The sequence below is a fragment of the Pseudomonas sp. S3_A09 genome, from assembly GCF_054668065.1.
The window spans coordinates 4,171,195-4,196,402 of sequence record NZ_CP162752.1 but is presented as its reverse complement, the minus strand read 5'-3'; the positions used below and the strand labels follow the sequence as shown (position 1 = coordinate 4,196,402).

General features: G+C 61.8%; 24 protein-coding genes. 9 read left to right on the top strand and 15 right to left on the bottom strand.

Going from position 1 to position 25,208, the window contains the following annotated elements; translation table 11 throughout:
• The first annotated feature begins 13 nt into the window (after positions 1–13).
• Positions 14–628 carry an NAD(P)-dependent oxidoreductase gene (locus AB4N92_RS19520; RefSeq protein WP_198832138.1) on the top strand — a complete coding sequence of 205 codons (615 nt, stop codon included), beginning with the start codon at positions 14–16 and terminating at the stop codon, positions 626–628.
• A gap of 55 nt (positions 629–683) precedes the next feature.
• Here the strand turns inward: AB4N92_RS19520 and AB4N92_RS19515 are convergent, their stop codons facing one another.
• Positions 684–1,562, bottom strand: coding sequence for a LysR substrate-binding domain-containing protein (locus AB4N92_RS19515; RefSeq protein ID WP_021491017.1), 879 nt, complete (start codon positions 1,560–1,562; stop codon positions 684–686).
• 111 nt (positions 1,563–1,673) lie between these two features.
• On the opposite strand from AB4N92_RS19515, the gene AB4N92_RS19510 reads away from it, so the two are divergent.
• From AB4N92_RS19510 to AB4N92_RS19495, 4 genes are all read left to right on the top strand, one after another.
• A complete protein-coding gene (locus AB4N92_RS19510; RefSeq protein WP_021491018.1) occupies positions 1,674–3,299 on the top strand; it encodes a 5-guanidino-2-oxopentanoate decarboxylase in 1,626 nt (541 codons plus the stop codon).
• Complete coding sequence (locus AB4N92_RS19505) at positions 3,296–4,738, top strand: aldehyde dehydrogenase family protein (protein ID WP_045791205.1); 1,443 nt, start codon at positions 3,296–3,298, stop codon at positions 4,736–4,738. Before AB4N92_RS19510 ends, AB4N92_RS19505 begins: the two co-directional genes overlap by 4 nt.
• Before the next feature lie 213 nt (positions 4,739–4,951).
• Positions 4,952–6,139, top strand: coding sequence for a cyanate transporter (locus AB4N92_RS19500; protein WP_044286821.1), 1,188 nt, complete (start codon positions 4,952–4,954; stop codon positions 6,137–6,139).
• 137 nt (positions 6,140–6,276) lie between these two features.
• A complete protein-coding gene (locus AB4N92_RS19495; RefSeq protein WP_021491021.1) occupies positions 6,277–7,212 on the top strand; it encodes a LysR family transcriptional regulator in 936 nt (311 codons plus the stop codon).
• Positions 7,213–7,225: 13 nt separating this feature from the next.
• Here AB4N92_RS19495 and AB4N92_RS19490 read toward each other — a convergent pair whose 3' ends face one another.
• The 9 genes from AB4N92_RS19490 to AB4N92_RS19450 form a co-directional block, all read right to left on the bottom strand.
• Positions 7,226–7,588 carry a 5-carboxymethyl-2-hydroxymuconate Delta-isomerase gene (locus AB4N92_RS19490; RefSeq protein ID WP_010212167.1) on the bottom strand — a complete coding sequence of 121 codons (363 nt, stop codon included), beginning with the start codon at positions 7,586–7,588 and terminating at the stop codon, positions 7,226–7,228.
• Positions 7,589–7,636: 48 nt separating this feature from the next.
• Positions 7,637–8,560: a LysR substrate-binding domain-containing protein gene (locus AB4N92_RS19485; RefSeq protein WP_010212169.1), complete on the bottom strand. Its 924-nt coding sequence runs from the start codon at positions 8,558–8,560 to the stop codon at positions 7,637–7,639.
• Positions 8,561–8,617: 57 nt separating this feature from the next.
• Positions 8,618–9,934 (bottom strand): MFS transporter, encoded by a 1,317-nt coding sequence (locus tag AB4N92_RS19480; RefSeq protein ID WP_010212170.1) that lies wholly within the window; start codon positions 9,932–9,934, stop codon positions 8,618–8,620.
• Between the two features lie 55 nt (positions 9,935–9,989).
• A complete protein-coding gene (locus tag AB4N92_RS19475; protein WP_021491022.1) occupies positions 9,990–11,312 on the bottom strand; it encodes an MFS transporter in 1,323 nt (440 codons plus the stop codon).
• Between the two features lie 73 nt (positions 11,313–11,385).
• Positions 11,386–12,264 carry an SMP-30/gluconolactonase/LRE family protein gene (locus AB4N92_RS19470; protein WP_042570717.1) on the bottom strand — a complete coding sequence of 293 codons (879 nt, stop codon included), beginning with the start codon at positions 12,262–12,264 and terminating at the stop codon, positions 11,386–11,388.
• A 65-nt stretch (positions 12,265–12,329) separates the two neighbouring features.
• Positions 12,330–13,262, bottom strand: a complete 933-nt coding sequence (locus AB4N92_RS19465) for a beta-keto acid cleavage family enzyme (protein WP_010212174.1) — start codon at positions 13,260–13,262, stop codon at positions 12,330–12,332.
• A 67-nt stretch (positions 13,263–13,329) separates the two neighbouring features.
• Complete coding sequence (locus AB4N92_RS19460; protein WP_010212176.1) at positions 13,330–14,118, bottom strand: SDR family oxidoreductase; 789 nt, start codon at positions 14,116–14,118, stop codon at positions 13,330–13,332.
• Entirely contained in the window at positions 14,115–14,837 is a 723-nt protein-coding gene (locus AB4N92_RS19455) for a GntR family transcriptional regulator (protein ID WP_010212177.1), read from the bottom strand. The genes AB4N92_RS19460 and AB4N92_RS19455 overlap by 4 nt, the downstream gene beginning before the upstream one ends.
• A 209-nt stretch (positions 14,838–15,046) precedes the next feature.
• On the bottom strand, positions 15,047–15,190 hold the full coding sequence (locus tag AB4N92_RS19450; RefSeq protein ID WP_010212178.1) for a hypothetical protein: 144 nt from the start codon (positions 15,188–15,190) through the stop codon (positions 15,047–15,049).
• 197 nt (positions 15,191–15,387) lie between these two features.
• Here AB4N92_RS19450 and tcuC point away from each other — a divergent pair, with 197 nt between their 5' ends.
• Both tcuC and AB4N92_RS19440 read left to right on the top strand, forming a co-directional pair.
• Positions 15,388–16,695: an MFS transporter gene (gene tcuC, locus AB4N92_RS19445; RefSeq protein WP_038452843.1), complete on the top strand. Its 1,308-nt coding sequence runs from the start codon at positions 15,388–15,390 to the stop codon at positions 16,693–16,695.
• The gene (locus AB4N92_RS19440; RefSeq protein ID WP_042570716.1) at positions 16,692–17,450 is read left to right on the top strand and encodes a substrate-binding domain-containing protein; all 759 of its coding nucleotides are present in this window, start codon (positions 16,692–16,694) and stop codon (positions 17,448–17,450) included. Before tcuC ends, AB4N92_RS19440 begins: the two co-directional genes overlap by 4 nt.
• On the opposite strand, the gene AB4N92_RS19435 is transcribed toward AB4N92_RS19440, so the two are convergent.
• The 4 genes from AB4N92_RS19435 to AB4N92_RS19420 all read right to left on the bottom strand — a co-directional run bounded on the left by AB4N92_RS19435 (position 17,442) and on the right by AB4N92_RS19420 (position 22,102).
• Positions 17,442–18,344 carry a LysR family transcriptional regulator gene (locus AB4N92_RS19435; protein WP_010212183.1) on the bottom strand — a complete coding sequence of 301 codons (903 nt, stop codon included), beginning with the start codon at positions 18,342–18,344 and terminating at the stop codon, positions 17,442–17,444. The genes AB4N92_RS19440 and AB4N92_RS19435 overlap by 9 nt on opposite strands.
• Positions 18,345–18,499: 155 nt before the next feature.
• Positions 18,500–19,528: a histone deacetylase family protein gene (locus AB4N92_RS19430; protein ID WP_042570715.1), complete on the bottom strand. Its 1,029-nt coding sequence runs from the start codon at positions 19,526–19,528 to the stop codon at positions 18,500–18,502.
• An 11-nt stretch (positions 19,529–19,539) separates the two neighbouring features.
• Positions 19,540–20,769, bottom strand: coding sequence for a Zn-dependent hydrolase (locus AB4N92_RS19425; protein WP_137206435.1), 1,230 nt, complete (start codon positions 20,767–20,769; stop codon positions 19,540–19,542).
• 13 nt (positions 20,770–20,782) lie between these two features.
• Positions 20,783–22,102, bottom strand: a complete 1,320-nt coding sequence (locus AB4N92_RS19420; RefSeq protein ID WP_010212187.1) for an MFS transporter — start codon at positions 22,100–22,102, stop codon at positions 20,783–20,785.
• Between the two features lie 158 nt (positions 22,103–22,260).
• On the opposite strand from AB4N92_RS19420, the gene AB4N92_RS19415 reads away from it, so the two are divergent.
• The gene (locus AB4N92_RS19415; RefSeq protein ID WP_010212188.1) at positions 22,261–23,226 is read left to right on the top strand and encodes a LysR family transcriptional regulator; all 966 of its coding nucleotides are present in this window, start codon (positions 22,261–22,263) and stop codon (positions 23,224–23,226) included.
• Positions 23,227–23,276: 50 nt separating this feature from the next.
• On the opposite strand, the gene AB4N92_RS19410 is transcribed toward AB4N92_RS19415, so the two are convergent.
• Complete coding sequence (locus AB4N92_RS19410) at positions 23,277–23,531, bottom strand: hypothetical protein (protein WP_021491030.1); 255 nt, start codon at positions 23,529–23,531, stop codon at positions 23,277–23,279.
• Positions 23,532–23,813: 282 nt separating this feature from the next.
• On the opposite strand from AB4N92_RS19410, the gene AB4N92_RS19405 reads away from it, so the two are divergent.
• On the top strand, positions 23,814–25,040 hold the full coding sequence (locus tag AB4N92_RS19405) for an MFS transporter (RefSeq protein WP_045791208.1): 1,227 nt from the start codon (positions 23,814–23,816) through the stop codon (positions 25,038–25,040).
• Positions 25,041–25,208: the final 168 nt, after the last annotated feature.

Here is a 25,208-nt window from a genome sequence, read left to right as displayed (position 1 = left end):
ACTGGAGAACGTCATGAGCAAGATTGCAATCATTGGTGCCACCGGCCGTGCCGGTAGCCAACTGCTGGAAGAAGCCTTGCGCCGCGGGCATAGCGTTGTGGCGATCGCACGTCACACCGACACGCTGGCGGCGCGCCCTGGCGTGATCGCCCAGCAAGTGGATGCGCTGGATGCACACGCCCTGCAGCAGGCCGTGAGCGGCAGCGATGTGGTGATCAGTGCAGCGCACTTCGCCACCCTGCCCGCCAGCGCCGTGATCGGGCCGGTGAAGAAAGCCGGGGTGAAACGCCTGCTGGTGGTGGGCGGTGCCGGTTCACTGCTGCTGCCGGGTGGCGGTCGGGTGATCGACAGCGAAGGTTTCCCGGCTGAGTACAAAGCCGAAGCCAGTGCGGGGGCTGCGTTTCTCGATGCGCTGCGTCAGGAGAAGGAACTGGATTGGACCTTCCTGTCGCCGTCGGCGGAGTTCGTTGAGACCGAACGCACCGGCACATTCCGTCTGGGCCAGGATGAACTGTTGGTGAGCAGTGAAGGCCGCAGTTGGATCAGCTTTGCCGACTATGCCATCGCCTTGATCGACGAAGTGGAATCGCCAAAGCACTCCCGCCAGCGTTTCACCGTGGGCTACTGACCCAACGCGGTTTAAAACGGTGGGAGCTGGTTTGCCTGCTCCCACCGTTTGATCTTCAGTGTTGCGAGAGTTGCGCTTGGCTGACCAACCAATCCATCAGGGCTTCAAGCCCGGCGGAAGGCTTCGTCCCCGGCGGATACACCAGGTAATACCCCATCCCCGTCGGCACCCGCAGTTCAAACGGCATCACCAACCGCCCCGCCTTCACATCCTCGCCAATCAACGCACTGTCGCCAATCGCCACACCGGAACCCTGGGACGCCACCGTCATCGCCAGGTCCAGCGTTTCAAAATGATGCCCCTGGCTCAGATTGCCCAGCCGTGTATTCGCCGCCTTCAGCCACAACGCCCAGTCGCGTTCATCCCGCGTGGGGTGCAGCAAGACCTGTTGCTGCAAATCTGCCGGTGTGCACACGCCATTGAGCAGTGCCGGGGCGCACACCGGCGTGAGCTGTTCATCGAACAGATGCCGCGCCTCGGCCGATTGCTCGGCGATGGGCGCATAGATCACCGCCGCATCGAATTGCTCGCGGCGAAAGTCCACCGTGTAGGCCACGGTAGTGGTGAGTTCCACCGGCACGTCCGGGCGTTCCTTTTGCCATTGCATAAGGCGTGGCAGTAGCCAGCGCATCACACACGTGGAAGCCTTGAGTTGCAGGGTCTGGCGGCGACTGCCGATCTGCTCCACCGCCTCGCCGAGCAGGCCAAACACCTGCTGTGCGCGCAGTGACCACTCGCGCCCCTCTTCGGTCAGCCTCAAGCCCCGCGCCTGGCGTTGGAACAGTGCGTAGCCCAGATGGCCTTCCAGCCCCGCGATCTGCCGGCTCACTGCGCCTTGGGTGATGTGCAGCTGCTCGGCGGCGCGGGTGAAGTTGCAGCACTGGGCCGTGACCCAGAAGGTGTGCAGCGCGGGCAGTGGCGGGAGGCGTTTCATAGGAACGGAGCCATGACGTGAGGACATGGCTAGTATGACTTTTTATCGATTGTTGCCGCTACGGCCCAGCCGGTCCAATAACGCCTTACCTCAACAATAAGAGCGACATGTATGGCGACCTGCGGCGAAGTATTGGTCAAGCTCCTGGAAGGCTACGGCGTGGACCAGGTGTTTGGCATCCCCGGCGTGCACACCGTGGAGCTGTACCGCGGCCTGGCCCGCTCCAGCATCCGTCACGTCACCCCGCGCCACGAACAGGGCGCCGGCTTCATGGCCGACGGTTATGCACGCACCCGCGGCAAACCCGGCGTGTGCTTCATCATCACCGGCCCCGGCATGACCAATATCACCACCGCCATGGGCCAGGCCTACGCCGACTCGATCCCAATGCTGGTGATTTCCAGCGTGCAGTCGCGCAGCCAATTGGGTGGCGGACGCGGCAAGTTGCATGAGTTGCCGAACCAGAGCGCGATGATGGCCGGCGTGGCGGCGTTCTCCCATACCCTGATGTCAGCGGCGCAATTGCCGGGCGTGTTGGCGCGGGCGTTTGCGTTGTTCCAGGCCGGACGGCCGCGCCCGGTGCACATCGAAATCCCGCTGGATGTGCTGGTAGAAAATGCCGACGCACTGCTGGGCAGTGAACCGGTCAGCGTGGCCCGAGCCGGTGCGGCGCCTTCAGCGGTCAAGCACATGAGCCAGCTGCTCGCGGCGGCCAAGAAACCCTTGATCCTGGCCGGTGGTGGCGCCATCGACGCCGCCCCGGAACTGACCCGACTGGCCGAGGTACTCGGCGCGCCGGTGGCCCTGACCATCAACGCCAAAGGCCTGCTGCCCTCCAGCCATCCGCTGCTGATCGGCTCGACCCAGACCCTGGTGGCCACCCGCGCGTTGGTGGCCGAAGCGGACGTGGTATTGGCCATCGGTACCGAGCTGGCGGAAACCGACTACGACGTGACCTTCGCCGGTGGTTTCGAGATCCCCGGCGCCCTGTTGCGCGTCGACATCGACCCCGACCAGACCGTGCGCAACTACCCGCCGCAAGTAGCACTGGTGGCCGATGCGCAAATCGCCGCGCAAGCGCTGTTGACCGAGTTGGGCAGCGAACCCTTGCCTGCGCGTAACAGCGCGTGGGGCGCTCAACGTGTCGCCCACTTGTGGGCTGAACTGACACCCACCTGGGACACCGCCACCCGCGCGCAAACCCTGTTCCTCAACACCGTCCTGGAAACGCTGCCCAATGCCGTACTGGTCGGCGACTCCACCCAGCCGGTGTACAGCGGCAACCTGACCCTGAACCTCGATCACCCGCGCCGGTGGTTCAACGCGTCCACCGGCTACGGCACCTTGGGCTACGCCCTGCCCGCCGCCATCGGCGCCTGGCTGGGGCGTGGCGATGGGCAGCCAGTGGTGTGCCTGATCGGCGACGGCGGCCTGCAATTCACCCTGCCGGAACTGGCCAGTGCCGTGGAGGCGCGCACGCCGGTGATCGTGTTGCTGTGGAATAACCACGGCTATGAAGAGATCAAGAAATACATGGTCAACCGCGCCATCGAGCCGGTCGGCGTGGACATCTACACGCCGGACTTTATCGGTGCGGCCAAGGCACTGGGTTGCGCCGCCGAAAGCATTCAAGGTGTTGAGTCGCTACGCGTGGCATTACGCGCCGCAGCTGATCGCCAAGGGCCGACGTTGATTGAAATCAACCAGGGGCTGTGGATGAAGGCGGTGACGGTATGAACGCGGTATTGAACGGTGTGTATATCAATGGGGCATGGCGTGCCGGGCATGCCTCGCTTGAGGTGATCAACCCCGCGACTGAGGCCGTCCTGGCCCATGTCAGTATTGGCGACGCGAACGCGGTGTCTGAGGCGGTCGAGGCCGCCAGCGCCGCCTTCAGCGCCTGGTCGAAAAGCACCGGCCGCGATCGCGCCGCGCTGTTACGCACGATCGCCCAAGGCGTGGGCGAGCAGCGCGAACACCTGATGCACCTGCAGTCGAGCAATAACGGCAAACCGCTGTTTGAAGCCGCGATTGATGTGGACGATGTGATCGCCACCTTCGACTACTACGCCAGCGTGGCCGAGGCGATGGATGCCAGCCAGGATCGCCCGGTGGAGCTGCCCAGCACTGACTTCAGCGCCCGCCTGCGCCGTGAGCCATGCGGCGTGGTGGGGCTGATCGTGCCGTGGAATTTCCCGATGGTGACCACTGCCTGGAAACTCGCCCCGGCGCTGGCGGCCGGCTGCTGCGTGGTGCTCAAGCCTTCGGAAGTCACGCCGTTGGCGGAGTTGCAACTGGCGCGGATCATTGCCGAGGCCGGCTTGCCGACCGGGGTATTCAACCTGGTGTGCGGCACGGGCCTGGACGTCGGCGCGCCGCTGGCGGCGGATCGCCGCGTGGCGAAGATTTCCTTCACGGGCAGCAACGCCGTCGGCGTGCAGGTGATGCAGCGCGCCGCCGAAACCATCAAGGGTGTGAGCCTGGAACTGGGCGGCAAATCCTCCCTGCTGGTGTTGGCCGATGCCGACCTCGACCTGGCGGTGGAGCTGGCCTGCGGCGGTGGCTTCTTCAACGCAGGGCAGATGTGTTCGGCCACCAGTCGTGTGTTGGTAGCCGACAGCCTGGCGGATGAGTTCCTTCGACGTCTGCAGGCGCGGGCCGAAGGCATTCGCGTGGCTGACCCCTTTGCCGATGACGTGGAAATGGGCGCGCTGATCAATCGCGTGCACTATCAGCGTGTGCGGGGGCATATCCAGCGCGGCGTTGAAGCTGGCGCACGCCTGCTGTGCGGCGGCGACCGCCCGGTGGATCTGCCGAAAGGTTTTTTCATTCGCCCGACCGTGTTCACCGACGTACCGCTGGACAGCGCGTTGTGGAACGAAGAGATCTTTGGCCCGGTGCTCTGCGTACGACGTTTTACCTGCGAAGCCGAGGCCATCGCCTTGGCCAACGACAGCGATTTCGGCCTGGTGGCGAGTGTGGTCAGCGCCAGCACGGAAACCGCCGAGCGTGTGGCGAATGCCTTGCAGGCCGGGCTGGTGTGGATCAATGCGCCGCAAGTCATCTTCCCGCACACCGCGTGGGGCGGCTACAAGCAGAGCAGCATTGGTCGCGAGTTGGGGCCGTGGGGCCTGGCAGCGTTTCAAGAGATCAAGCACGTGATCAGGTCCAACTAGCACCGAAGATCCCCTGTGGGAGCGGGCTTGTTCGCGAAGCGGTGCGTCAGTCGATGAATGCATTGGCTGAATCACCGCTTTCGAGAGCAAGCCCGCTTTTTGATCAGCGGTGAATCAGTCACCTGCAATTTTTCAATAGCCTCTGCGACTTTCTCATTTGCCCCCTCCTCCCACCCATGGCCTGATTCCCCCTTGTTCTTTCAAGGCCGTCCCATGGAAACCGTTCAAACAAAACCCATTACCGCCGCCTGGCTGATGATCAGCGTCGTACTGGTCGCCCTTAACCTACGCCCGTCGATGGCCGCTGTCGGCCCCCTGTTGTCCTCGATTCGCGGCGACGTGCCATTAAGTTTCAGCAGCGCAGCCCTACTCACCATGTTGCCGGTGATGGCCATGGGCTTGGCGATGTTCTTTGGCATGGGCCTGGCCAAGCGCTTTGGCGAGCACCGCAGCATCGGGGTGTCGCTGGTGGTAATTGGCGTGGCGACGTTGTCGCGGCTGTTCCTGGATTCGGCGCTGGAGTTGATTGTCAGCGCCGTCGCCGCCGGCGTGGGGATCGCGATGATCCAGGCGCTGATGCCGGCGCTGATCAAGTCGCGGTTCAGTGACAACGTCTCGCTGTTCATGGGCCTTTACGTCACCGCAATCATGGGGGGCGCAGCGCTGGCGGCATCGTTTGCACCGTTCGTGCAGGTGCAGACCGGCAGCTGGCGCATCGGCCTGGCGATTTGGGCCGTGCTGGCACTGTTGGCCTTGGTGTTTTGGTACGCCCAGCGCTCAGCGTTGCCGCCACTGCCCCAAGCCGGCGCCGGACCTCAAGCATCATTTTTTGGTAACGGGCGCGCGTGGTTGCTGGCGGTGTTTTTCGGCCTCGGCACCGCGTCCTACACCTGCGTTCTCGCCTGGCTGGCGCCCTACTACGTGGAGCAAGGGTGGAGCGAGCAAAACGCCGGCTTGCTGCTGGGTTTCCTGACGGCCATGGAAGTCGTGTCCGGTCTGGTCACCCCCGCCATCGCCAACCGTCGCCAGGATAAACGCGGCGTGGTGGCGGTGCTGCTGGTGCTGATCATCCTCGGTTTCTGCGGCCTGATTCTGAGCCCGCAACACCTGAGCCTGCTGTGGCCTTGCCTGCTCGGCCTGGGCATCGGCGGCTTGTTCCCGATGAGCCTGATCCTGTCCCTCGACCATCTGGACAACCCGCGCCGCGCCGGTGGCCTCACCGCGTTTGTGCAGGGCATCGGCTACTTGATTGCCGGGGTGTCGCCACTGATCGCCGGGATCATCCGTGACCAACTGGGCAGCTTCGAATGGGCCTGGTGGTCGCTGACGGCGGTAATCGGGCTGATGCTGTTGATCGTCACGCGTTTCAACCCAAGGCATTACGCGCGACATATCCGTTGAGGTCGTGTTGCAAACAATATTTGTCTCACCCCAAACATAGAAACGTCCTACAGAGCATTCTATTGGCACGCTCGTTCCGTTAAGCTTTTATGCTGTCTTGTACTGAGTTCGGTACAACGGGTTTACGGACGAAACCGATGCTAAACAGTAACTTGCTCAGAAAGCTCGATATGCAGGACTTGATGGTGTTTATCGCCGTCTATGACCAGAGCAGCGTTACCGAGGTGTCTGAAACGCTGTTTGTCAGCCAGTCCACCGTGAGCTACAGCCTGAAGAAGCTGCGCACCAGTTTTGAAGACGAGCTGTTTATCAACACGCGGGCCGGCATGCGGCCGACGTACAAGGCCACCACCATGTACGGCCATGTGCAGAAAATCCTCGAAAGCATCAACCTGTGCCACGCCGGTGGCCAGGCCTTCGATCCGACGCAGAAGGCCGTGACCTTTAACGTGTGCGCACCGGAATATTTCGAGCAATTGATCCTGCCGCGCCTGCTGAAGAACTTCGATCACGCCGACCTGCCGGTGATCGTCAATGTGCAGAAGCTGGAAACCGACATCCCCGCCGACGCCTTGCGTGAAGGTCGCCTCGACCTGGTGATCTGCTTCGGCCCCAACTTCCACCGTGCCCACAAAGACTTCCGCACCCAGATGCTGCTGGAAGACGACCTGGTGTGCGTATTCGACAAACGCTCGGCACCGCGGGAGCCGGCCTTCAGCCTGCATTCCTTCGTTGAACGACGCCACGTGTTTCCCACGCCGTGGACCTCCGATACCAACATGATCGACGGCTGGCTCGCGCGTCAGGCCCACAAGCGCCAAGTGATCGCCCGCGCCAACAGCTACAGCGCGGCGCTGAAAATGATCACGGGCACCGACTTCATCGTCACACTGCCCCGTCGCGTGCAAAAACTGTTGGCACCGGCCACAGTGTTCGGCCATTGCGAAGCGCCGAACGGCTTGCCGGGGTTCACGCTGGAAATGCAGTGGAACGAAACCAGTGAACAGGACAGTGCCAATACCTGGTTCAGGGAACAGGTGGTCAAAGTCTGCGCGGATCAGGGTTTACTTTGAAGCGTGCGGTGGGTCAGCCGATGGCGACTTTACTGTAGGAATCGCGATCCATGTCTACCAACTGGACACTCAGTTGAACCTGCACACCTTCCGGCCAATCGCCCAGATCCTGCAGTGCCGCCAGCAGGCTTTGCGACAGCTGCTGCTTGACCTGCGGCGACCGCCCGCTGAGCAGCGATAGCTTCACCGCGATAAAACCGCGTGGGTCGAGGGACGTGCCCACTTGGAACGTCTCGACCTTGACTGCACGGCTTTTGATATCGAACTCGGAACCGAACTGGCCGGACCCCATCAGCACATTGTTGAGCCGCAACAGGGTTTTCTCGACGGCAAGGCCGGTCAGGTTGGCGGTGTATTCCAGGTGCAGGTGTGGCATGGAGGGCTCCGAGTTTTTTGTAGGAAGATACCTAGATATACCACGGAGTCAGGCCTTGGTCGCCAAACCTCGATCACTCATGAACGCTTCCAGTCGCGAGCGTACCCAACGCTCGGCAGGGTCGGTGTCCACATGGCTGAGCCAGACCATGGACAAATCCAGGGTCGGCGTCTCGAACGGGAACGGCTCACAGAACAGGTGGCCCGACACGGCCATGGCCTCGGCGGTGTAGTCAGGCAAGCTGGCGATCAGGTCGGTACCGGCGAGCAAAGCCGGCAATGCGCTGTATTGCGGCACCGACAACACCACCTGACGCTTGCGGCCGATTTCCGCCAGCCACTCATCGGCGAACCCCGCCACGTTGGCGGTGTGGGACACCAGCACATGGGGGCGTGAGCAATATTCATCGAGGGTCAGCGGTGTTTCCGAGGCATCGGCACGCAAGATGCGCGGGCGGATATGGCGCAGCAGCTTGCGCTTGGCGTTCGCCGGAAGGCCACGGGTCTGGGTGATGCCCACGGTGATATCACCGGAGGCCAGCAGGTCGGGAATGCGCCAGTAGTCCACATGTTGCACCACGAACACGACTTGCGGCGCTTCCTGGCGCAGCGAGCGCAGCAGCGGCGGTAACAGGCCGAACTCGACGTCATCGGACAGGCCGATGCGAAAGGTCATGGTGCTGATGGACGGGTCGAAGTCGTGGGTCAGGCTCAGGGCCGAGGACAACGAATCCAGCGCCGGCGACAGATGCTGGATGATTTCCTCGGCCCGCGCCGTGGGCTCCATGCGGTGGCCGACGCGAATGAACAGCGGGTCGTTGAACAACGTGCGCAAACGATTGAGGGCCGAACTGATGGTCGGCTGGCCGAGAAACAGCTTCTCCGCCACACGCGTCACGTTGCGCTCCAGCATCAGCGCTTCGAACACCACCATCAGGTTGATGTCGGCCTTGCGTAATTCATTGCGATTCATCGGCGCCTGCCCATTTCCCAAGACAAGCCGCAGTGTAGAAAGCCCCGTAGCCGGCGTCTACGTGTAGGACGCTTCGCTGGCCTGTGCGCCACGCTCAGGCTCATGTCCCATGCGCAAACGCAATGCCGCCAGCGCTGCGACCACCAACACCAGCGCAATCACTTTCAAGCCATTCATCGCATTGCCGGTGCTTTGCTCGATCACCCCCATCACCGAGGGCCCGACAAACCCACCGAGCAGTCCGCACGCGTTGACGAAACCCAGTCCGCCCGCCAGCGCAACGCCTTTGAGGCGTGAAGCCGGGTACAGAAAAATGATCGACTGCACCACGAAGAACATCACCGCCGACAGGCAAAACCCGAGCAGGCTGAACACCGGCCCCGACACCGACGCAATGCCCAGGCCCAACGCCATGGTCAATAACCCCGTGACCAACAACCGCCGGCAACGTCCGGGCGTGGTGGCAAAACGCGGAATCAGCAAGGCACCGAGTGCCGCCGCGATCCACGGCAACGAGGTCAGCAGGCCGACGCTCATGGTGCTCAGTTCGCCGTATTTGCTGATAATGCTCGGCAGGAAAAAGATCACGGTATAGATAGTGATCTGGTGACAGAAGTACACAAAGATCGCCAGCAGGATTTGCGGGGTCAGCCAGTTTTTCAACGAGTGACCGCCCTCGCCCGCGCCCTCCTCGGTTTCCTGGGCGATGCGCTGTTCGATCCCGCGTGCTTCCTCGGCCGACAGCCACGGCGCCTTGCTCGGGCGGTCCGGCAGTTTGCGCCAGACCACCCAGGCAAACGCCACCGCCGGCAAGCCTTCCAGCATGAACATCCACTGCCAGCCGTGCCAGCCAAGCATCCCGTCCATGCGCATCAAGGCCGCGCCCACCGGGCCGCCGATGATGTTGGCGAAGCACACGCCGAGCAGGAAATAACCGGTGGCGCGCGCCCGTTGTTCACGGTTGAACCAGTAGGTCAGGTAGAGCATGACACCCGGAAACAAGCCGGCCTCGGCAATGCCCAGCAACAGGCGCAGCACGTAGAACGAGGTCTCGCCTTGTACAAAGGCCATGGCCGCTGAAATCAGGCCCCAGGTCACCATGATCCGCGCGATCCAGAACCGTGCGCCCACCTTGTGCATGATCAGGTTGCTGGGGATTTCCGACAGCGCATAGGTCAGGAAAAACAGCCCCGCGCCCAAGCCATACGCTGCGGCGGAAATGCCCAGGTCGACGTCCAGGTGATGCTTGGCCAGGGCGATGTTGGTGCGGTCCAGAAAGCTGAGGATGTAAGCGATGATCAGCAAGGGCATCAGCTTGACGAACATCAGTTTGTTCAACGCCTGCGGTGTACGGGCGGAGGGGGTGGTAGTCATCGGCAATTCCTCTTGGCGCCCCGCCAGCCGGGCTGGGGGACGCATCGATGTTGTTCTAGGAGTCGAGTTGCACAACCAAGGCCTGGGGGCGATGGGAAAACAGTTGCAGCAGCGCGCCGCCCAGGGCGCAGCCGGCCATCACAAAGAAACACACGGTGTAGCCGTGCAGCGTGGTCCAGCCGCCGCCCATGGCGATCAGGCTGCCCATCAGCACGGGCGCCAGGCCGCCCCCGATGAACATTGCGGTGGTGATGATGCCGTTGGCGGTCGACGTTGCCGACGGTTCGGCGGAGTCACAGGCCACTGCGTAGTAGATCGGCCACACCGCATTGGCCACCAGGCCGAACAGCAGTTGCACGACCACGATCAATGTCAGGGTGTTGGCGAAATAGAACGCGCCCACACTCGCCGCCATCCATAGCCCGCAGATGATCAGGGTGGTGCGTCGGCCGATGATGTCCGACAGCGACGGCCACACCAGTTGCCCGAGAATGCCGGTGAGGGTGAACACCACACTCATCCCCGCCGACTCGGCCAGGGACAGCCCGGCGATGTTGTACAGGTAGGCCGGCAGCACGATGTTGACGCCCATGTACACCACTTGGGTAAGCATCGTATTACCGGCCGTGAGGGCGATATTGCGGTTGCGCAAGGTGGCGACGAAGGTCCGCCAGGCTTCACCCTTTACCGAACTGGCCGGGGCGTTGTCCGGTGGGGTCATGCCTTTGGCGGCGATGTCGACGTACAACGCGGTGATGCGTTCAGCGGTGGAATAACGCGCCCAGAAGATCATCAGCGGCAACGCCACCACGAAGGCGAAGAAGAACACATAGCGCCAGTTCTCCTCACCAAACACGGTGATGACGAAACTCGCAACAATCCCGCTGAGCATCGCGCCGATCGGATAACCGGTGTGGTGCGCACCCAAGGCAAACCCGCGACGCTCCACCGGCCACCATTCGGCGGTATTGCTCACCCCTACCGGTTCGCCCCAGCCGGCGCCGAGGTTGACGCCGACGCGCAGGGCAATGAAGGTGGCGAGGTTGCCGCTCAAGGCCTTGAAGCCGGACAAAAACGAAATGGCGGTGTAGCCCAGCACCAACGGCACCTGAAAGCGCGCACGTTTCCAGCCGCCACCGTATCGGTCGCTCCACATCGAACCGGGGATATCCAGCAGCGCCAGGGCCAGCATGACCACCGTGGCCACGGTACCCCACTGATCGGCGGATAAATCGAAATGCTTGGAGATGGTCGGCCCCAGGCGCAACACGATCTCACGGTCGTAGGCGTTAAGGATCCAGATCATCCAGCAGACCAGCAGCGATACCCAGGAATGCCGGTGAATGCTGCGCAGCGACGCTTTTTTTATAGTTGCCATGGGCCTCTCCAGGCGCGCGAGGGCGCGCACTGACACAAGGTTGCGAAGGAATATGCCTTGTCACACACACGCGCTAGCTGGCGAACCGTCGCTCGGCTATTCCTTGCACGCCCAACCCGGTAATGGCGAACAGCGCTCCGCGCTGCTGGCCGTCTGCCGGAAAACGCGGCAACGGCGGCTTGGCCATGGAGGTCACAAACAGGGTGTCCAGGTTCGGCCCGCCAAAAGTCAGGCTGGTGACCTTTTTCACCGGCATCTGGATGATGCGGTCGACAAAACCTTCTGGGGTATAGCGCACCAGCTTCCCGGCATAGACCAACGCCTGCCATAGGCAGCCTTCGGCATCCACGGTGCAACCATCGGCGGCGCCCCCGCCGCGGGTATCGACCTTGGCGAAGGTGCGGCGGTTGCTCACGTTGCCGGTGGCGAGGTCGTAGTCATAGGCCCAGATCTCGCCGGACCAGGTGTCGCAGAAGTAGAAGGTGTCACCCGACGGGCTCCAGCACGGGCCGTTGGACACGATGATGCCTTCGTCCAGGGTGTGCAGGCTCAGGTCGGCGTCCAGGCGGTAAAGCTTGGCGCTGGCGTTGTCTTCCTGGGTGTCCATGGAGCCGAAGATAAAGCGGCCCTGGCGGTCGACCTTGCCGTCGTTGAGGCGGTTGTCTGGCAGATGCGGTTCCGGATCAGCGATCAGGTTGAGTTCACCGCTCTTGAGGTCGAGTGTGTGCACGCCGTTTTGCAGGGCGACAATGGCCGACTCACCGTCCTGGCGCAGGGCCATGGAGCCGATTTTCTGGCCCACCTCCCAGGCGCGCAGTTCGCGGCCGTCGTCGGTGCAGCGCAGGATGCGGCCGTCGGCGCTGTCGATCCAATACAAGCGTTGTTGCTCGACGTCCCACACCGGGCCTTCGCCCAGGGTGGTCTTGACGTCGACAAGCACTTCGATACGCATGGTGTGATCCCCTTATTGTTGTTGTGCGGGATGCAGGCCGCGCCTTGACGCGGCGGTTAGTCGGGTTAGAAATTGACCTGGTCGCGCCCTTTGAGCCCGAGGATTTCCCGCGCTTCATCCGGCGTGGCGACGCGGTGCCCCAGCGCTTCGATCACCGTACGAATGCGCCGGACCTGATCGGCATTCGACGCCGCCAGTTTGCCCGGGCCATCCCACAGCGAATCCTCAAGCCCCACTCGCGCGTTGCTGCCCATGGACAGGCCCATGGTCGCCAGCGGAATCTGCCCACGCCCGGCGCCGAGGATCGACCACACGTAGTCGCTGCCAAACAGACGGTCGGCGGTACGGCGCATGTGCGCCAGGTCTTCCGGGTGCCCGCCGATACCGCCGCGCAGGCCGAACACCGACTGGATGAACAGCGGTGGCTTGAGCAGGCCGCGCTCCAGAAAATGCGCGGCGGTGTAGAGGTGGCCGATGTCGTAGCACTCAATCTCAAAACGGGTGCGGTTTTCGGCGCAGGCATTGAGGATGTGGGTGATGTCGCGGAAGGTGTTGCGGAAGATTCGGTCGTCACTCTCTTCCAGGTACGGCCGCTCCCAATCGTGCTTGAAGTCGGTGAAGCGGTTGAGCATTTCGTACAGGCCGAAGTTCATCGAGCCCATGTTCAGCGAGGCCAATTCCGGCTTGAACTGCATCACCGGCTGCAGGCGCTCTTCCACCCCCATGGTCGGCGCACCGCCGGTGGTGATGTTGATTACCACGTCGCTGGCGGCCTTGATCTGCGGCAGGAATTCGGCGAACAGTGCCGGGTCCTGGCTGGGGCGACCGTCGTTGGGATCACGGGCATGCAGGTGCACAATCGCGGCGCCGGCTTCAGCGGCACCGATGGCGGCGTCGGCAATTTCCTGGGCGGTGATCGGCAGATGCGGCGACATCGACGGCGTATGAATCGCACCGGTAACGGCGCAGGTAATGATGACAGGACGATTTTTGGACATGACGAATCTCCGACTTTTATTCTTATGAAAAAAATCCTGGGTATTGCGCGATGTGGTCTTGCGTGGCTTACAGGTACTCGACGTTACCGTCGACGCTGATCGCCTGGCCGGTCACGTTGCGTGCGGCGGGCGAACAGAGGAACAAGGCCATGGCTGCCACGTCTTCGGCGGTGACCATGCGCTTGAGGGAAATCTTGTTGAGGTATTCCTGGCGCATCTCGGCTTCGGGCACGCCGACCTGTTCGGCACGCGCACGGATCACGCCGTCCATACGCGGGCCTTCGACGATGCCGGGCAGCAAGGCGTTGACGCGGATATCGCTCTCGCCCAGCTCCGAAGCCAGGGATTTCATCAAGCCGACGATCGCCCATTTGGTTGCCGCATAGGGCGTGCGCCACGCGTAACCCAAGCGCCCCGCCACCGAGGCGATATGCAGCAGATGGCCGTGGGACGATTCCTTGAGCATCGGCACTGCGTGGTGGGCAAACCGGTATTGCGCGGTGAGATTGATGTTGATAGTGGCTTGCCACTCGGCGTCGCTGATCGCATCGATCCCGCCGGTGGGCCCGGCGATCCCGGCGTTGTTGACCAACACATCGAGGCCACCGAAATGCTCGCGCTGCACCTTGAACACCGCCTCGATCTGCGCGGCGTCGCTGACATCGGCGCGGGTGGCGACGGTGCCTGGGTATTTGTCGCGAAACACCGCCAGGGCCGACTCGCTCACATCACACACATGCACCTGGGCACCGGCTTCCAGATACGCCGCCGCCAGCACTTCACCAATGCCGGCAGCCCCGCCGGAAATCAACACACGTAACCCAGGATAGGGCTGCAGCCGTTGTAGGACACTCATGCACGTTTACCTCCTGAAACAGACGACCGCGAACGGTCGTTCTTGACGAGCAGGCGCGCGAGGGAGTCGGCGGCCTGCATGATGTCATCGGTCACCGCTGCGCGCGCGCCCCCGCCATCGCGGGCAGCCAGGGCTTCGACGATGCGCGTGTGCGCCTCCATCGAGCGTTGCAGGTGAGCTTTATCCGGGGCGACCAGCGCAAAGCACGGGCCCATGTGCAGCCAGAAGTTTTCCACGGCGGCCATGGTCAACTCGGCCTGGGCCACCGCGTAGATGCGCCGGTGAAAGGCAAAGTTGGTCCACAGGTAGCGGGACACGTCGACTTCGTCGGCGGCGTGCTGCATTTGCTGGCACAGGTCAGTGATTTCATCGAGGTCGGCCTTTTGCAGGAGCAGCACGGCTTTTTCCGCCAGCAGCCCTTCGAGGGCGACCCGGGCATCGCGAATTTCCCGCAGGCGTTCGACCGTCATCAAGCGGACGCGCAGACGGGAGGTCTCGGTGACTTCAAAAGCGTTTTCGGCGCTGAGGCGCTGCAGGGCTTCACGCACCGGCATGGGACTGGAACCGAGGGCTTCGGCAAGGCCGCGGATGGTGAGCTTCTGGCCGGGTTGGAAACGGCCACTCATCAAGGCTTCGCGGATCTGGCGGTAGACCTGGTCTTGCAAGGTATCGCGGGACACCTGGCGCAGGGTGGGCAGGAGAAGCGGACCATCTGTCATGAGGCAAAACCTGTGTTGTCGTTCTTATGGCCTCAATATGTGATCACAAATCAAATATGTCAAATATTTTCCCACCCCGATAGCGCACATCACAACTGTGGGAGCGGGCTTGCTCGCGAAAGCGGTGGGCCCGCCAACACATTGGTTGACTGACGCACAGCGTTCGCCAGCAAGCCCGCTCCCACAGTTTGACCCTATCTAACCTGGGACTACGGCTTGAGTGGACGCTCCTGATCCCGCTCGGAAAGCTCTGTCCCATCATCGGGATGTTTCCAGGTCTGCGGTTTTTCTTCCTCCCGCTGCCGGGTCTGCTCACGCTCCCGCTCATCCCGTTGCTTCTGTTGGTCAGTCATCGCCACCTCCCGTCCGTAAGACTTGGTCAAACCTTCAGCATAGAACAGCGAATGCTGTTGTTGATTTATTACCGATTGATAGCAATGGCACATCAATGCATCCAAATTTGTCACTTATCATTTCTAAATGTGTCAGCCACTATTCTCGGTCTTAGGCGAAACAAGCACTTTAAAAAGAACGCTGGAGACACAAAACCATGACTAGCCCTACCCGACCCGACTCTGCCCGCTCGAAAGTGGGTGCGGTATTCCGCGTTACTTCGGGCAACTTCCTCGAACAATTCGACTTCTTCCTGTTCGGTTTTTACGCCACCTACATCGCTGCCGCATTCTTCCCTGCCGCTAATGAGTTTGCGTCATTAATGATGACCTTCGCCGTGTTCGGTGCAGGCTTCCTGATGCGTCCTTTGGGCGCGATCATCCTGGGGGCCTACATCGATGACGTCGGTCGCCGCAAAGGGTTGATCGTGACGCTGTCGATCATGGCCAGCGGCACGCTGCTGATCGTGCTGGTCCCCAGCTATCACACCATCGGCCTGTGGGCGCCGTTGCTGGTGCTGCTCGGTCGCCTGTTGCAAGGCTTCTCGGCCGGCGCTGAACTGGGCGGTGTGTCGGTGTACCTGTCCGAAATGGCCACGCCCGGCCGCAAAGGCTTCTACACCAGCTGGCAATCGGGCAGCCAACAGATCTCCATCGTGGTCGCCGCCGCGCTGGGTTATGGCCTGAACGTGTGGATGGAACCCGCCGTGGTAGCGGATTGGGGCTGGCGCATTCCGTTCGCCATCGGCTGCGTGATCATTCCGTTCATCTTCATCCTGCGTCGCAGCCTGCAGGAAACCGAAGAGTTCGCCAACCGCAAGCATCGCCCGACCATGCGCGAAGTGCTGGCGACCCTGGTGAAGAACTGGACCGTGGTGATTGGCGGCATGCTGATGGTGGCCATGACCACTACCGCGTTCTACCTGATCACTGTGTATGCGCCGACCTTCGGCAAGACCGTGCTGCAATTGAGCACGTCCGACGCTCTGTTAGTGACCCTGCTGGTGGCAGTGTCGAACTTTATCTGGCTGCCGATCGGTGGCACCCTCAGCGACCGTTTCGGCCGCAAGCCGGTGCTGATCGCCATGACCGTGCTGACGGTTCTGACCGCTTATCCAGCGCTGTCCTACGTGGTAAATGCACCGAGCTTTGCCCATATGCTGGAAACCCTGCTGTGGTTCTCCTTCCTCTACGGCCTGTACAACGGCGCAATGATCCCGGCGCTTACCGAAATCATGCCGGTGGAAGTGCGCGTGGCGGGTTTCTCCCTGGCCTACAGCCTGGCCACCGCGATTTTCGGTGGTTTTACCCCGGCGATCTCTACCTGGTTCATCCACATCACCGAAGACAAAGCCTCGCCGGCCTACTGGATGATGTTCGCCGCAGCGTGTGCGCTGTGCTCGACGCTGGCGCTGTATCGTCGCGCCAATGCTCGCGGACAAGTCATGCAGGGGGCGGCGCAATGAAGACGTTGTATAAAACCCTATCGGCGCTGGCCCTTGGCGTCCTGTCGCTGTCGGTCCAGGCCGAACAGCTCAAGGTGATGACCTCCGGTGGCTTCACCGCCGCGTATAAAGTGCTCGGCCCGCAGTACGCCAAGCAAAGCGGCGACAGCCTCGAAACCATTTTGGGTCCGTCCATGGGCAAGGCGCCGGAAGCGATTCCCAACCGCCTGGCCCGTGGCGAACACGCCGACGTGGTGATCATGGTCGGTTACGCCCTGGATGAGCTGATCAAACAAGGCAAGGTCGACCCGGCCTCCCGTGTGGAACTGGCGGACTCGCGTATCGGCCTGGTGGTGAAGGCCGGCGCGGTCAAACCTGCGATCGGTACTGACGCCGAGCTGAAAGCCGTGCTGAGCAAGGCCAAATCCGTGGCTTACTCGGACAGCGCCAGCGGTGTGTATGTCGAGAAGGAGCTGTTCAAGAAGCTCGGCATGCCGGCCAAAGGCACCATGATCGAACGCCTGCCGGTGGCCGAGCAGGTGGCCAAGGGCGACTACGAGGTGGGCTTGCAGCAGGTCGCGGAACTGTTGCCGGTGCCGGGTGTGACCTACGTCGGCAAGATTCCGGAAGACGTGCAATCGGTGACGCGCTTCGCGGCGGGCATTCCGCTCAACGCCGAACACCCGGAGCAGGCCAAGGCGTTGTTGCAGTATCTGGCGTCGCCCCAGGCGCAACCGGTGGTACAAGCCACCGGCCTGGACTCGGTGTCACCCTGACCGAAACGGCATCTCCCGCACCAACCGCTCCAACTCCAGCGCCGCTGGCGGCAAGGTCCGCCCGCGGCGTTTGATCAACCCCACATTGCGCATCACCTGAGGCTCCACCAGCGGCACACTCACCAGAATCGGGTGCTCGACCGCCGGCATCGCAATCGACGGCACCATCGCCACCCCCAGCCCCGCCTCCACCAGCCCGATCATGGTGGTCACGTGGTGCGTCTCGCAGATACTCGGCTTTTTCACCCGTACGCCGCGCAAGGCCTGATCGAGCAGGAAGCGGTTGCCGGAGGTCTTGTCCACGGTGATGTAGTCGTGTTCATAGGCCTCGGACCAGGGCACGCTGTCGCGCTGTGCCAGTGGGTGATCGCGGCGACAGGCCAGCACGTAGCGCTCCTGCAGCAGCAGTTCGAACTCCACGTCATCGGCCAGGCTGCCGCTGAAACTCACGCCGAAATCTGCCTCGCCACTTTCCACGGCATTGCACACTTCACCGGCACTGGCATCCAGCACCCGCAGGCGAATCTTTGGATACAGCTTGTGGAATTCGGAGATCACGTGGGGCATGAAGTAGTACGCCGTCGACGGCACGCAGGCGATGGTGACATTGCCCATGCGTGTGGACGCGACATTGCTGATGCCCATGAGCGCGAGATCGAGATCGTCGAGCATGCGCTCGACCTTAGGCAGGAACGCACGGCCGACCATGGTCAGGCTGACGCGCCGCGTGGTGCGTTCGAACAGCTTCACATCCAGGGCGGTCTCAAGCTTTTCGATACGCCGGCTGAGGGCCGGCTGCGAAATCCGGATGGCTTCGGCGGCACCGCGAAAACTGCCCTTGTCTACCACGGCGCGAAAGGCTTGGAGGTCGTTGAGGTCAAAGTTGATGATCACGTGAGGGCCAATGTGGTCGAGGTAGTGGGCATTATCGTACGGGAGCCGATGGGGCGCCATGCATGCCGGGATCAGCTTGTCGTAATACCCCTGCTACCCGCCTCCCCGTGAACCCTTACCGTAAATCACCCCGGCGTCGAGTCGGTGCAAACAGGTTAAAGCCGCTGCCAAACCTGCGGCCCATTAAAAAACGCCTGCGCATTGCTATCCAGCGTCTCCAGGTGATACCCACCCTCCTGCACGATCACACAGGGCAATCCCAACCCGCGAATGCACTCACCCAACCGCGCGAACCCCTCGCGCGTTACTGCGACTTTGCTCTGCGGGTCCAGCTCGTAGATATCGAAACCCAGTGACAGCACCAGCACCTCTGCCGAGAAGTTCTTCACCGCCGCCAAAGCCAGTTCCAGTTTTTCGAAGAACACGGCCTCACTGGCACCGTGGGGCATCGGCAGGTTGAGGTTGAAGCCTTGGCCTGCTGCGTTACCGCGCTCTTCGACGAAGCCGGCAACGCCAGGGTAGAAATTGGTGGGGTCACCGTGAATCGAGACGTAAAGCACGTCGTCACGGTCGTAGAAAATCTCTTGGATGCCTTGGCCGTGGTGCATGTCGGTGTCGAGCACGGCGACGCGCTGGAAACCTTGGCGCAATGCCTGCGCTGCTACCGCTGCGTTGTTGATGTAACAGAATCCCCCCGCTGCATCGTAACGAGCATGATGTCCCGGTGGACGACAGAGCGCGTAGGCCGCCGGGGCGCCCTCAAGAATGTCCTTGGCGGCAGCAACGGCGCTCTGGGCCGACCAGTAGGCCGAGCGCCACGTCAGTTCGCCGATCGGGCAACTGCCATCCGCCAGGTAGCGCGCAGCCTGGGCAAGGATGCCGCGCAGGGCGTTGGGCTCGCGCACGAAGATATTGGACATGACTTCGTCGCCCCAGTCTTCGGGGATTTCCTGCCAACGTTGGTGGGCCTCCTGCAGAAATGCCAGGTAAGGCGCACCGTGTACCGCCAGCAGTGGATCGAGGCCGTAGTCCTGCGGCTGCTGGATATCAAAACCCAAGGTGTGTGCCGCCAACAGCAGATGACGGGCACGCTCGGGGACCTCCTGCGGCGTACGCATCTGGCCACGGGAGTAGTAGCTGCGCGGATGATGCAGAAGTTGTTCGGGATGAAAAAACGTACGCATGAAAAATCTCCTTACTGAACCTGGCCGGCGCGCTTCAACACGGCATTGAGCAATACGTCGGTGCCCTGGCGCACGTCCTCGGGCAACACGTCTTCGGCTTCGTTGTGACTGAGGCCGCCGACGCAAGGGATGAAGATCATCGCCGTCGGGCAATAGCGCGCCAGGTGGATGGCGTCGTGACCGGCACCGCTGACGATGCGTTGCTGGCTGTAACCCAGGCCATCCACGGCGGCTTGTACGCAGGTGACGCAGTCGGCGTCGAAGGGCGTGGCCGGGCTGATCCAGTGTGGGCTGACGGTCACGGACAGTCCGCGTTGCTCGGCGATGGCCTGCAACTGTCGGCGCACCTGTTGTTCCATGGCGTCGATATCGTCGTCGCGGTGATGACGCAAATCGACGGTGAAATTCAGCAGACCAGGGATGGTGTTGCGCGACGATTTGGCGATGCTTAATTCACCTACAGTGGTCAGGCCTTCCGGGGCAAAATCCGCCGCCAGTTTCTCCAGCGCCTGGATCATTTGTGCGGCGCCATACAACGCGTCTTTACGCAGCGGCATCGGCGTAGTGCCGGCGTGGGCAGCCATACCCTCGACGCGCACATCCAGCCAGCGAATTGCCTGTCCACCGGTGACCACACCGATGCTCTTGGCATTGTCTTCAAGGATCGGGCCTTGTTCGATATGCGCTTCGAAATACGCATCCACCGCGCCACCCAGTGGGCGTGAACCGTTGTAGCCAGTTGCACGCAAGGCCTCGGCCACGCTGATGCCATCGACGTCGGCAGTGGCCAGGGCCTTGTCCAGCGCCAGGGTGCCGGTGAATACCGCCGAACCGAGCATGGCGGGTGTAAAACGGGCGCCCTCCTCGTTGGTCCATACCGCAATTTCCAGTGGTTTGCGTGTCTGGATCCCGTGATCGTCCAGGCTGCGAATCACCTCCAGACCCGCCAATACACCGTAGACACCGTCGAAGCGGCCGCCCTCGGGTTGTGTGTCGAGGTGACTGCCCATCATCACCGGTGCCGCGTCCTTGTCCGTACCGGCACGGCGGGCGAACAGATTGCCGATGGCATCCACGCTCAGGCTCAACCCGGCGGCCGTGCACCAGTGGCTGAACAGTTCGCGACCGGCTTGGTCTTCGCCGCTCAAGGCCAGGCGGCAACTGCCACCGCGCGCCGTGGCGCCAATCTCGGCCATGGCCATCAGGCTGGCCCACAGGCGCTCGCCGTTGATCTTCAACATTACAATCACTCCCTCAAACGCTATGGGCCATTTCAAGACGGTGCGCGGAGGCATGGCGGCGCGACAACGCCAGCACACACACCAGCGAGACCGCCGCGATCAAGCTGTAAAACACTGCCATTGGCCACCATTGGCCTTGGTATTCGTGGGCCAGCCAGGTTCCGATCAATGGCGTAAGGCCACCCGCCAGGGCGCCGCACACCTGGTACGCCAGGGAAATCGCGGTGTAACGCACGCGGGTTTCAAACAGGCCGCTGACGAAGCCGGCGATCACGGCATAAAACGACGCCATGCACACCACTGCCAGGGCGATGCCGAGGATGATCAAAGGCGCCTGGCCGCTGCTGACCAGGACGAACATGGGGTAAGGCGAAGCCATGGCCAATACGGTCATCGCGCACAGGAAACGCGTGGCACCGACCTTCTCCGCCACCCAGGCAGCCAGCGGCTGGACGCAGAACTGGATGATGGCGACAAAGAACAGGCACTCCAGAATCAACGAGCGCGGCAGGCCCAGTTGCTGAGTGCTGTAGGCAATCATGAAGGTGTTGGTGAAATACACGCCAGCGATGCCCAGGGTGTTGGCACCGATGCACAGCAGCAGCGGACGCCAGGCGGTTCGCAGCACTTCAATGACGGGCGCCTGGTCTTTCTTGATCGCCCGCGCTTTTTCCGCCAGCGCTTTGTCTTCAAGAAACTCCGGCGACTCGTTCACGCCCAGGCGAATCGCCAAGCCGACCACCAACAGCAACGCACTGGCCAGGAACGGTACGCGCCAGCCCCAGCTTAATAACTCGTCTTCCGGCAGGCGGGTTACCGCACTGAACGCCAACAGTGACAGGATCAACCCAGCCGGGCTGCCCAATTGCGCGAAGGAAGCAAAGAAGTTGCGCCGGCCTTTGGGCGCATGCTCGCCCGCCATCAGCACCGCGCCGCCCCACTCACCGCCGACGGCAATACCCTGCACCACGCGGAGCAGGACCAGCAGTACTGGCGCAGCGGCACCGATCTGTGCGTAGGTCGGCAGCAGACCGATACACACGGTGACCACGCCCATCATCACCAGGGTAATCACCAGGGATTTTTTGCGGCCAATCCGGTCACCGATGTGCCCGAACACAATGCCGCCCAATGGCCGCGCAAAGAAACCCACGGCAAAGGTGCCGAACGCAGCCATGGTGCTAAAGAGCTTGTCGTCAGAAGGGAAAAACAGTTGGCCAAACACCAGCGCCGCGGCGGTGGCGTAGATGTAAAAGTCGTACCACTCGATCATGGTGCCGATAAAAGCGGCGGCCGCAGCACGGCGAGGCTGGGGCGAAGCGGAAGGCTTCATGGGGCTGGCTCCTTTGGTTATTTTTTTGGCAGGAGAAAGGTCGAACGCATGCGCTCTGATGGCGCTTGTTGAGGGTGATTTATCGTCTTGGGGCTATGATTAGTCAATTTTCTATTTATTATTCCAATTATAAATCCTGCTTATTATCGAGCTTCACCATGCCCGACGCCCGCCGCGACATTCACCCTTTGCTCAACGACCGCCTGGACTGGAACCTGCTGCGCACGTTCCGCGTGATCGGCCAGGAGCTGAGCATCAGCCGCGCCGCCGCCCGTCTGCACTTGACCCAACCGGCGATCAGCCAGGCACTCAAGCGGCTGGAAGAACAACTCGATTGCCAACTCATCGTTCGCCGGGGTCCACGCTTTGTGCTGACGGAGGCCGGTGAGCAGATCTTCGCCATCGCCGGCGAGATGTATGGCCAGGTGTCGCAGATGAGTAACGCCCTGCAAAAACCCGGTGATGAAGTGATCGGCAAAGTGCGATTGCTGATGATCAGCCGGATCAACTCGGACACCTTCGATGAATACCTGGCGGACTTTCATCGTGAACACCCTCGGGTAGACCTGGAAGTCGAGGTGATGCGCAGTTCGGACATCGTCGCCGCGCTCCTGGAAAAAACCGCGACGCTGGGCCTGAGCCTTAACCGTCGGCCACAGCCACGTCTGGAACAACACCTGTTCCTGCGCCAGCGTTATGCGTTTTTTTGTGGGCGACACCATCCGCTGTTCGGGCGCATCGGTTTGGCGGAGGGGGACCTGCAATCGGAGAACTTCGTCAGTTTTACCAGCGACCAGATTGGCGGGATGCTCTCACCGTTGACGATTTTCCGCGACCAGCAAGGGTTCAGTGGGCGGATTGTGGCGTCGTCTTCAAGCCTGGAAGAAGTGCGGCGATTGGTGATCGCCGGCTTCGGCCTGGGCTGCCTGCCGATCCATGTGGTCGCGGATGATGTGAAAAACGGGCTGCTCTGGCGGTTACCGCCGGATGAGGGAATAACGGACGTGGACATTCACCTACTGTGGAATCGAGAGCAGAAGATGAGCCGCGCGGAAACCGTGTTTATTCAGAGCCTGACAGCGCGCCTGGCTGACCACGGCGCGCACGCTTCTAAAAGTGGATGAACGCCTCTCTGAAGGGAGTGGTCAAGCCAGAACAACAGGGAACCTTTTACTCAGCGTCCCCGTTCTTTATTGGCTTGGGAGAGAACCGAGGCCGCAAGGGATTTTGCAGCCTCACTGTACTGGTCGCTTTGAAGCACTTTCCCCGCCTTCTCCTCCAGCACAGCGCTTGTCTGCTTCTCGGTACTGCGCTGAGCCAACGCTGAAGCGGCAAGGCTTTTGGCAATGACCGAAGCGTCTGGATTATTGAGGGTGTCGGCCGCCAGGGTAGCTATCTTGCCGGAGGTTTTTTTCGTGTTCTTGCTCATGATGCAATTCCTTTGCAGTGGTTAGCGCCTGATCGAGTGCGCTATCACAACGTAATAAACTGCAGGAGCCACTGCAATGCGCTGCCTGTAGGCAACGTTTTGCAAGTCCGTGCGAAAGGTGCATCGGTCATGCAGTGCGTGCTAGAGCGTCGCATCGATAGCACTGATGATTACTATCGAAACGAGCGCCTGCTCGATTTTCAGCACTGATTCCTATAATCGCTTCCTAATTCCCTCCCCCTCGCCTGGCTTCGGGCGACGTTCACCCTGGAACCCAACACTATGCCAAGTGCCAGCCAGGCCCCTCGCGGCCTTCCCGAACATAATCAACAGAGCGTCAAACAGCAGTGGCTGGCGATTCTCTCAGTCGCCGTGGGCGCCTTTGCCTTGGTGACCAGCGAGTTTCTGCCAGTGGGCGTACTCAACGATGTCGCTGCGGACCTGGGCATCAGTGCCGGTCACGCCGGCCTGATGGTCACCCTGCCCGGCATCATGGCCGCGCTCGCCGCGCCCCTGCTGTCGGTGATCATTGGCGCCATGGACCGCCGTTATCTGCTGATCGGCCTGACGCTGATCATGATCATCGCCAACATGGTGGTGGCCTTCGCCAGTGATTTCAGCCTTCTGCTATTCGGTCGCGTATTGCTGGGTATCAGCATCGGCGGTTTCTGGGCCACAGCCATCGCCCTCAGCGGCCGCCTGGCGCCCAAAGGCGTGGATGTCGCGAAGGCCACCTCGATCATCATGATGGGCGTGACACTGGCCACCGTACTCGGCGTGCCCGTGGGCACATGGCTAAGTGGCTTGATGGGCTGGCGCATGACTTTCCTGGTCACCGCGTTGCTGGGCTTACCGGTGCTGTTGGCACAGGTCCTCCTGCTCCCCATCCTCAAGCCGGAAAAACCCATTCTTGTCAGCGACCTGCCGGCGTTGTTCATCAACCCACGGGCTCGGGTCGGTTTGATCGCGGTATTGCTGATCGGTCTTGCACACTTTGCCGCGTACACCTACGTCGCGCCTTTCTTCAAGAACAGCTCCGGCTTCGATGGTCCGACCATCGGCTCGCTGCTGCTGATGTTTGGCGTGGCCGGTGTAGCAGGTAACATCTTTGCCGGTTTCGCTGCCAACCGCAGCGTGCGCTACACCCTGCTGCTAGTCGCGCTGATGATCGGCACCAGCACCGCCCTGTTCCCCTACTTCGCCACCGGCCTGACCGGCGCCGCCATGCTGATCGCACTCTGGGGCTTCGCCTTCGGCGCCTTTCCGGCCTGCGCCAGTATCTGGATGTTTGTCGTAGCGCCCAAGGATGTGGAGCGTGGCATGCCGCTGTTCGTTGCGTTGTTCCAGGTGATTATTGCGCTGGGCTCGTTCTTCGGCGGACGGATCGTCGACCAGATGGGCAGCGCCGTGCTGTTGAGCCTCGCGACCGCATTGGTAGGCGTGGGTTTTGTGACGGTGCTGGTGCTGGGGCGGAATGTGAGCAATAGCTTGGCAGCGCAGCCTGCCTGACCGGGAACGTAGTGACTGAAAAGCCTGCTGGGTGTTGAGCTCAGCGGGCTTTTTCGTTTGATGGGGGTAAGCGATGACCGCTATTCCCGGAGATCAGCACCGGGGATCTGCATCAAGGCGTTCGGTGCCATTAACCGACGGCAAGGGAAGCGTCGATAACTCAATCCC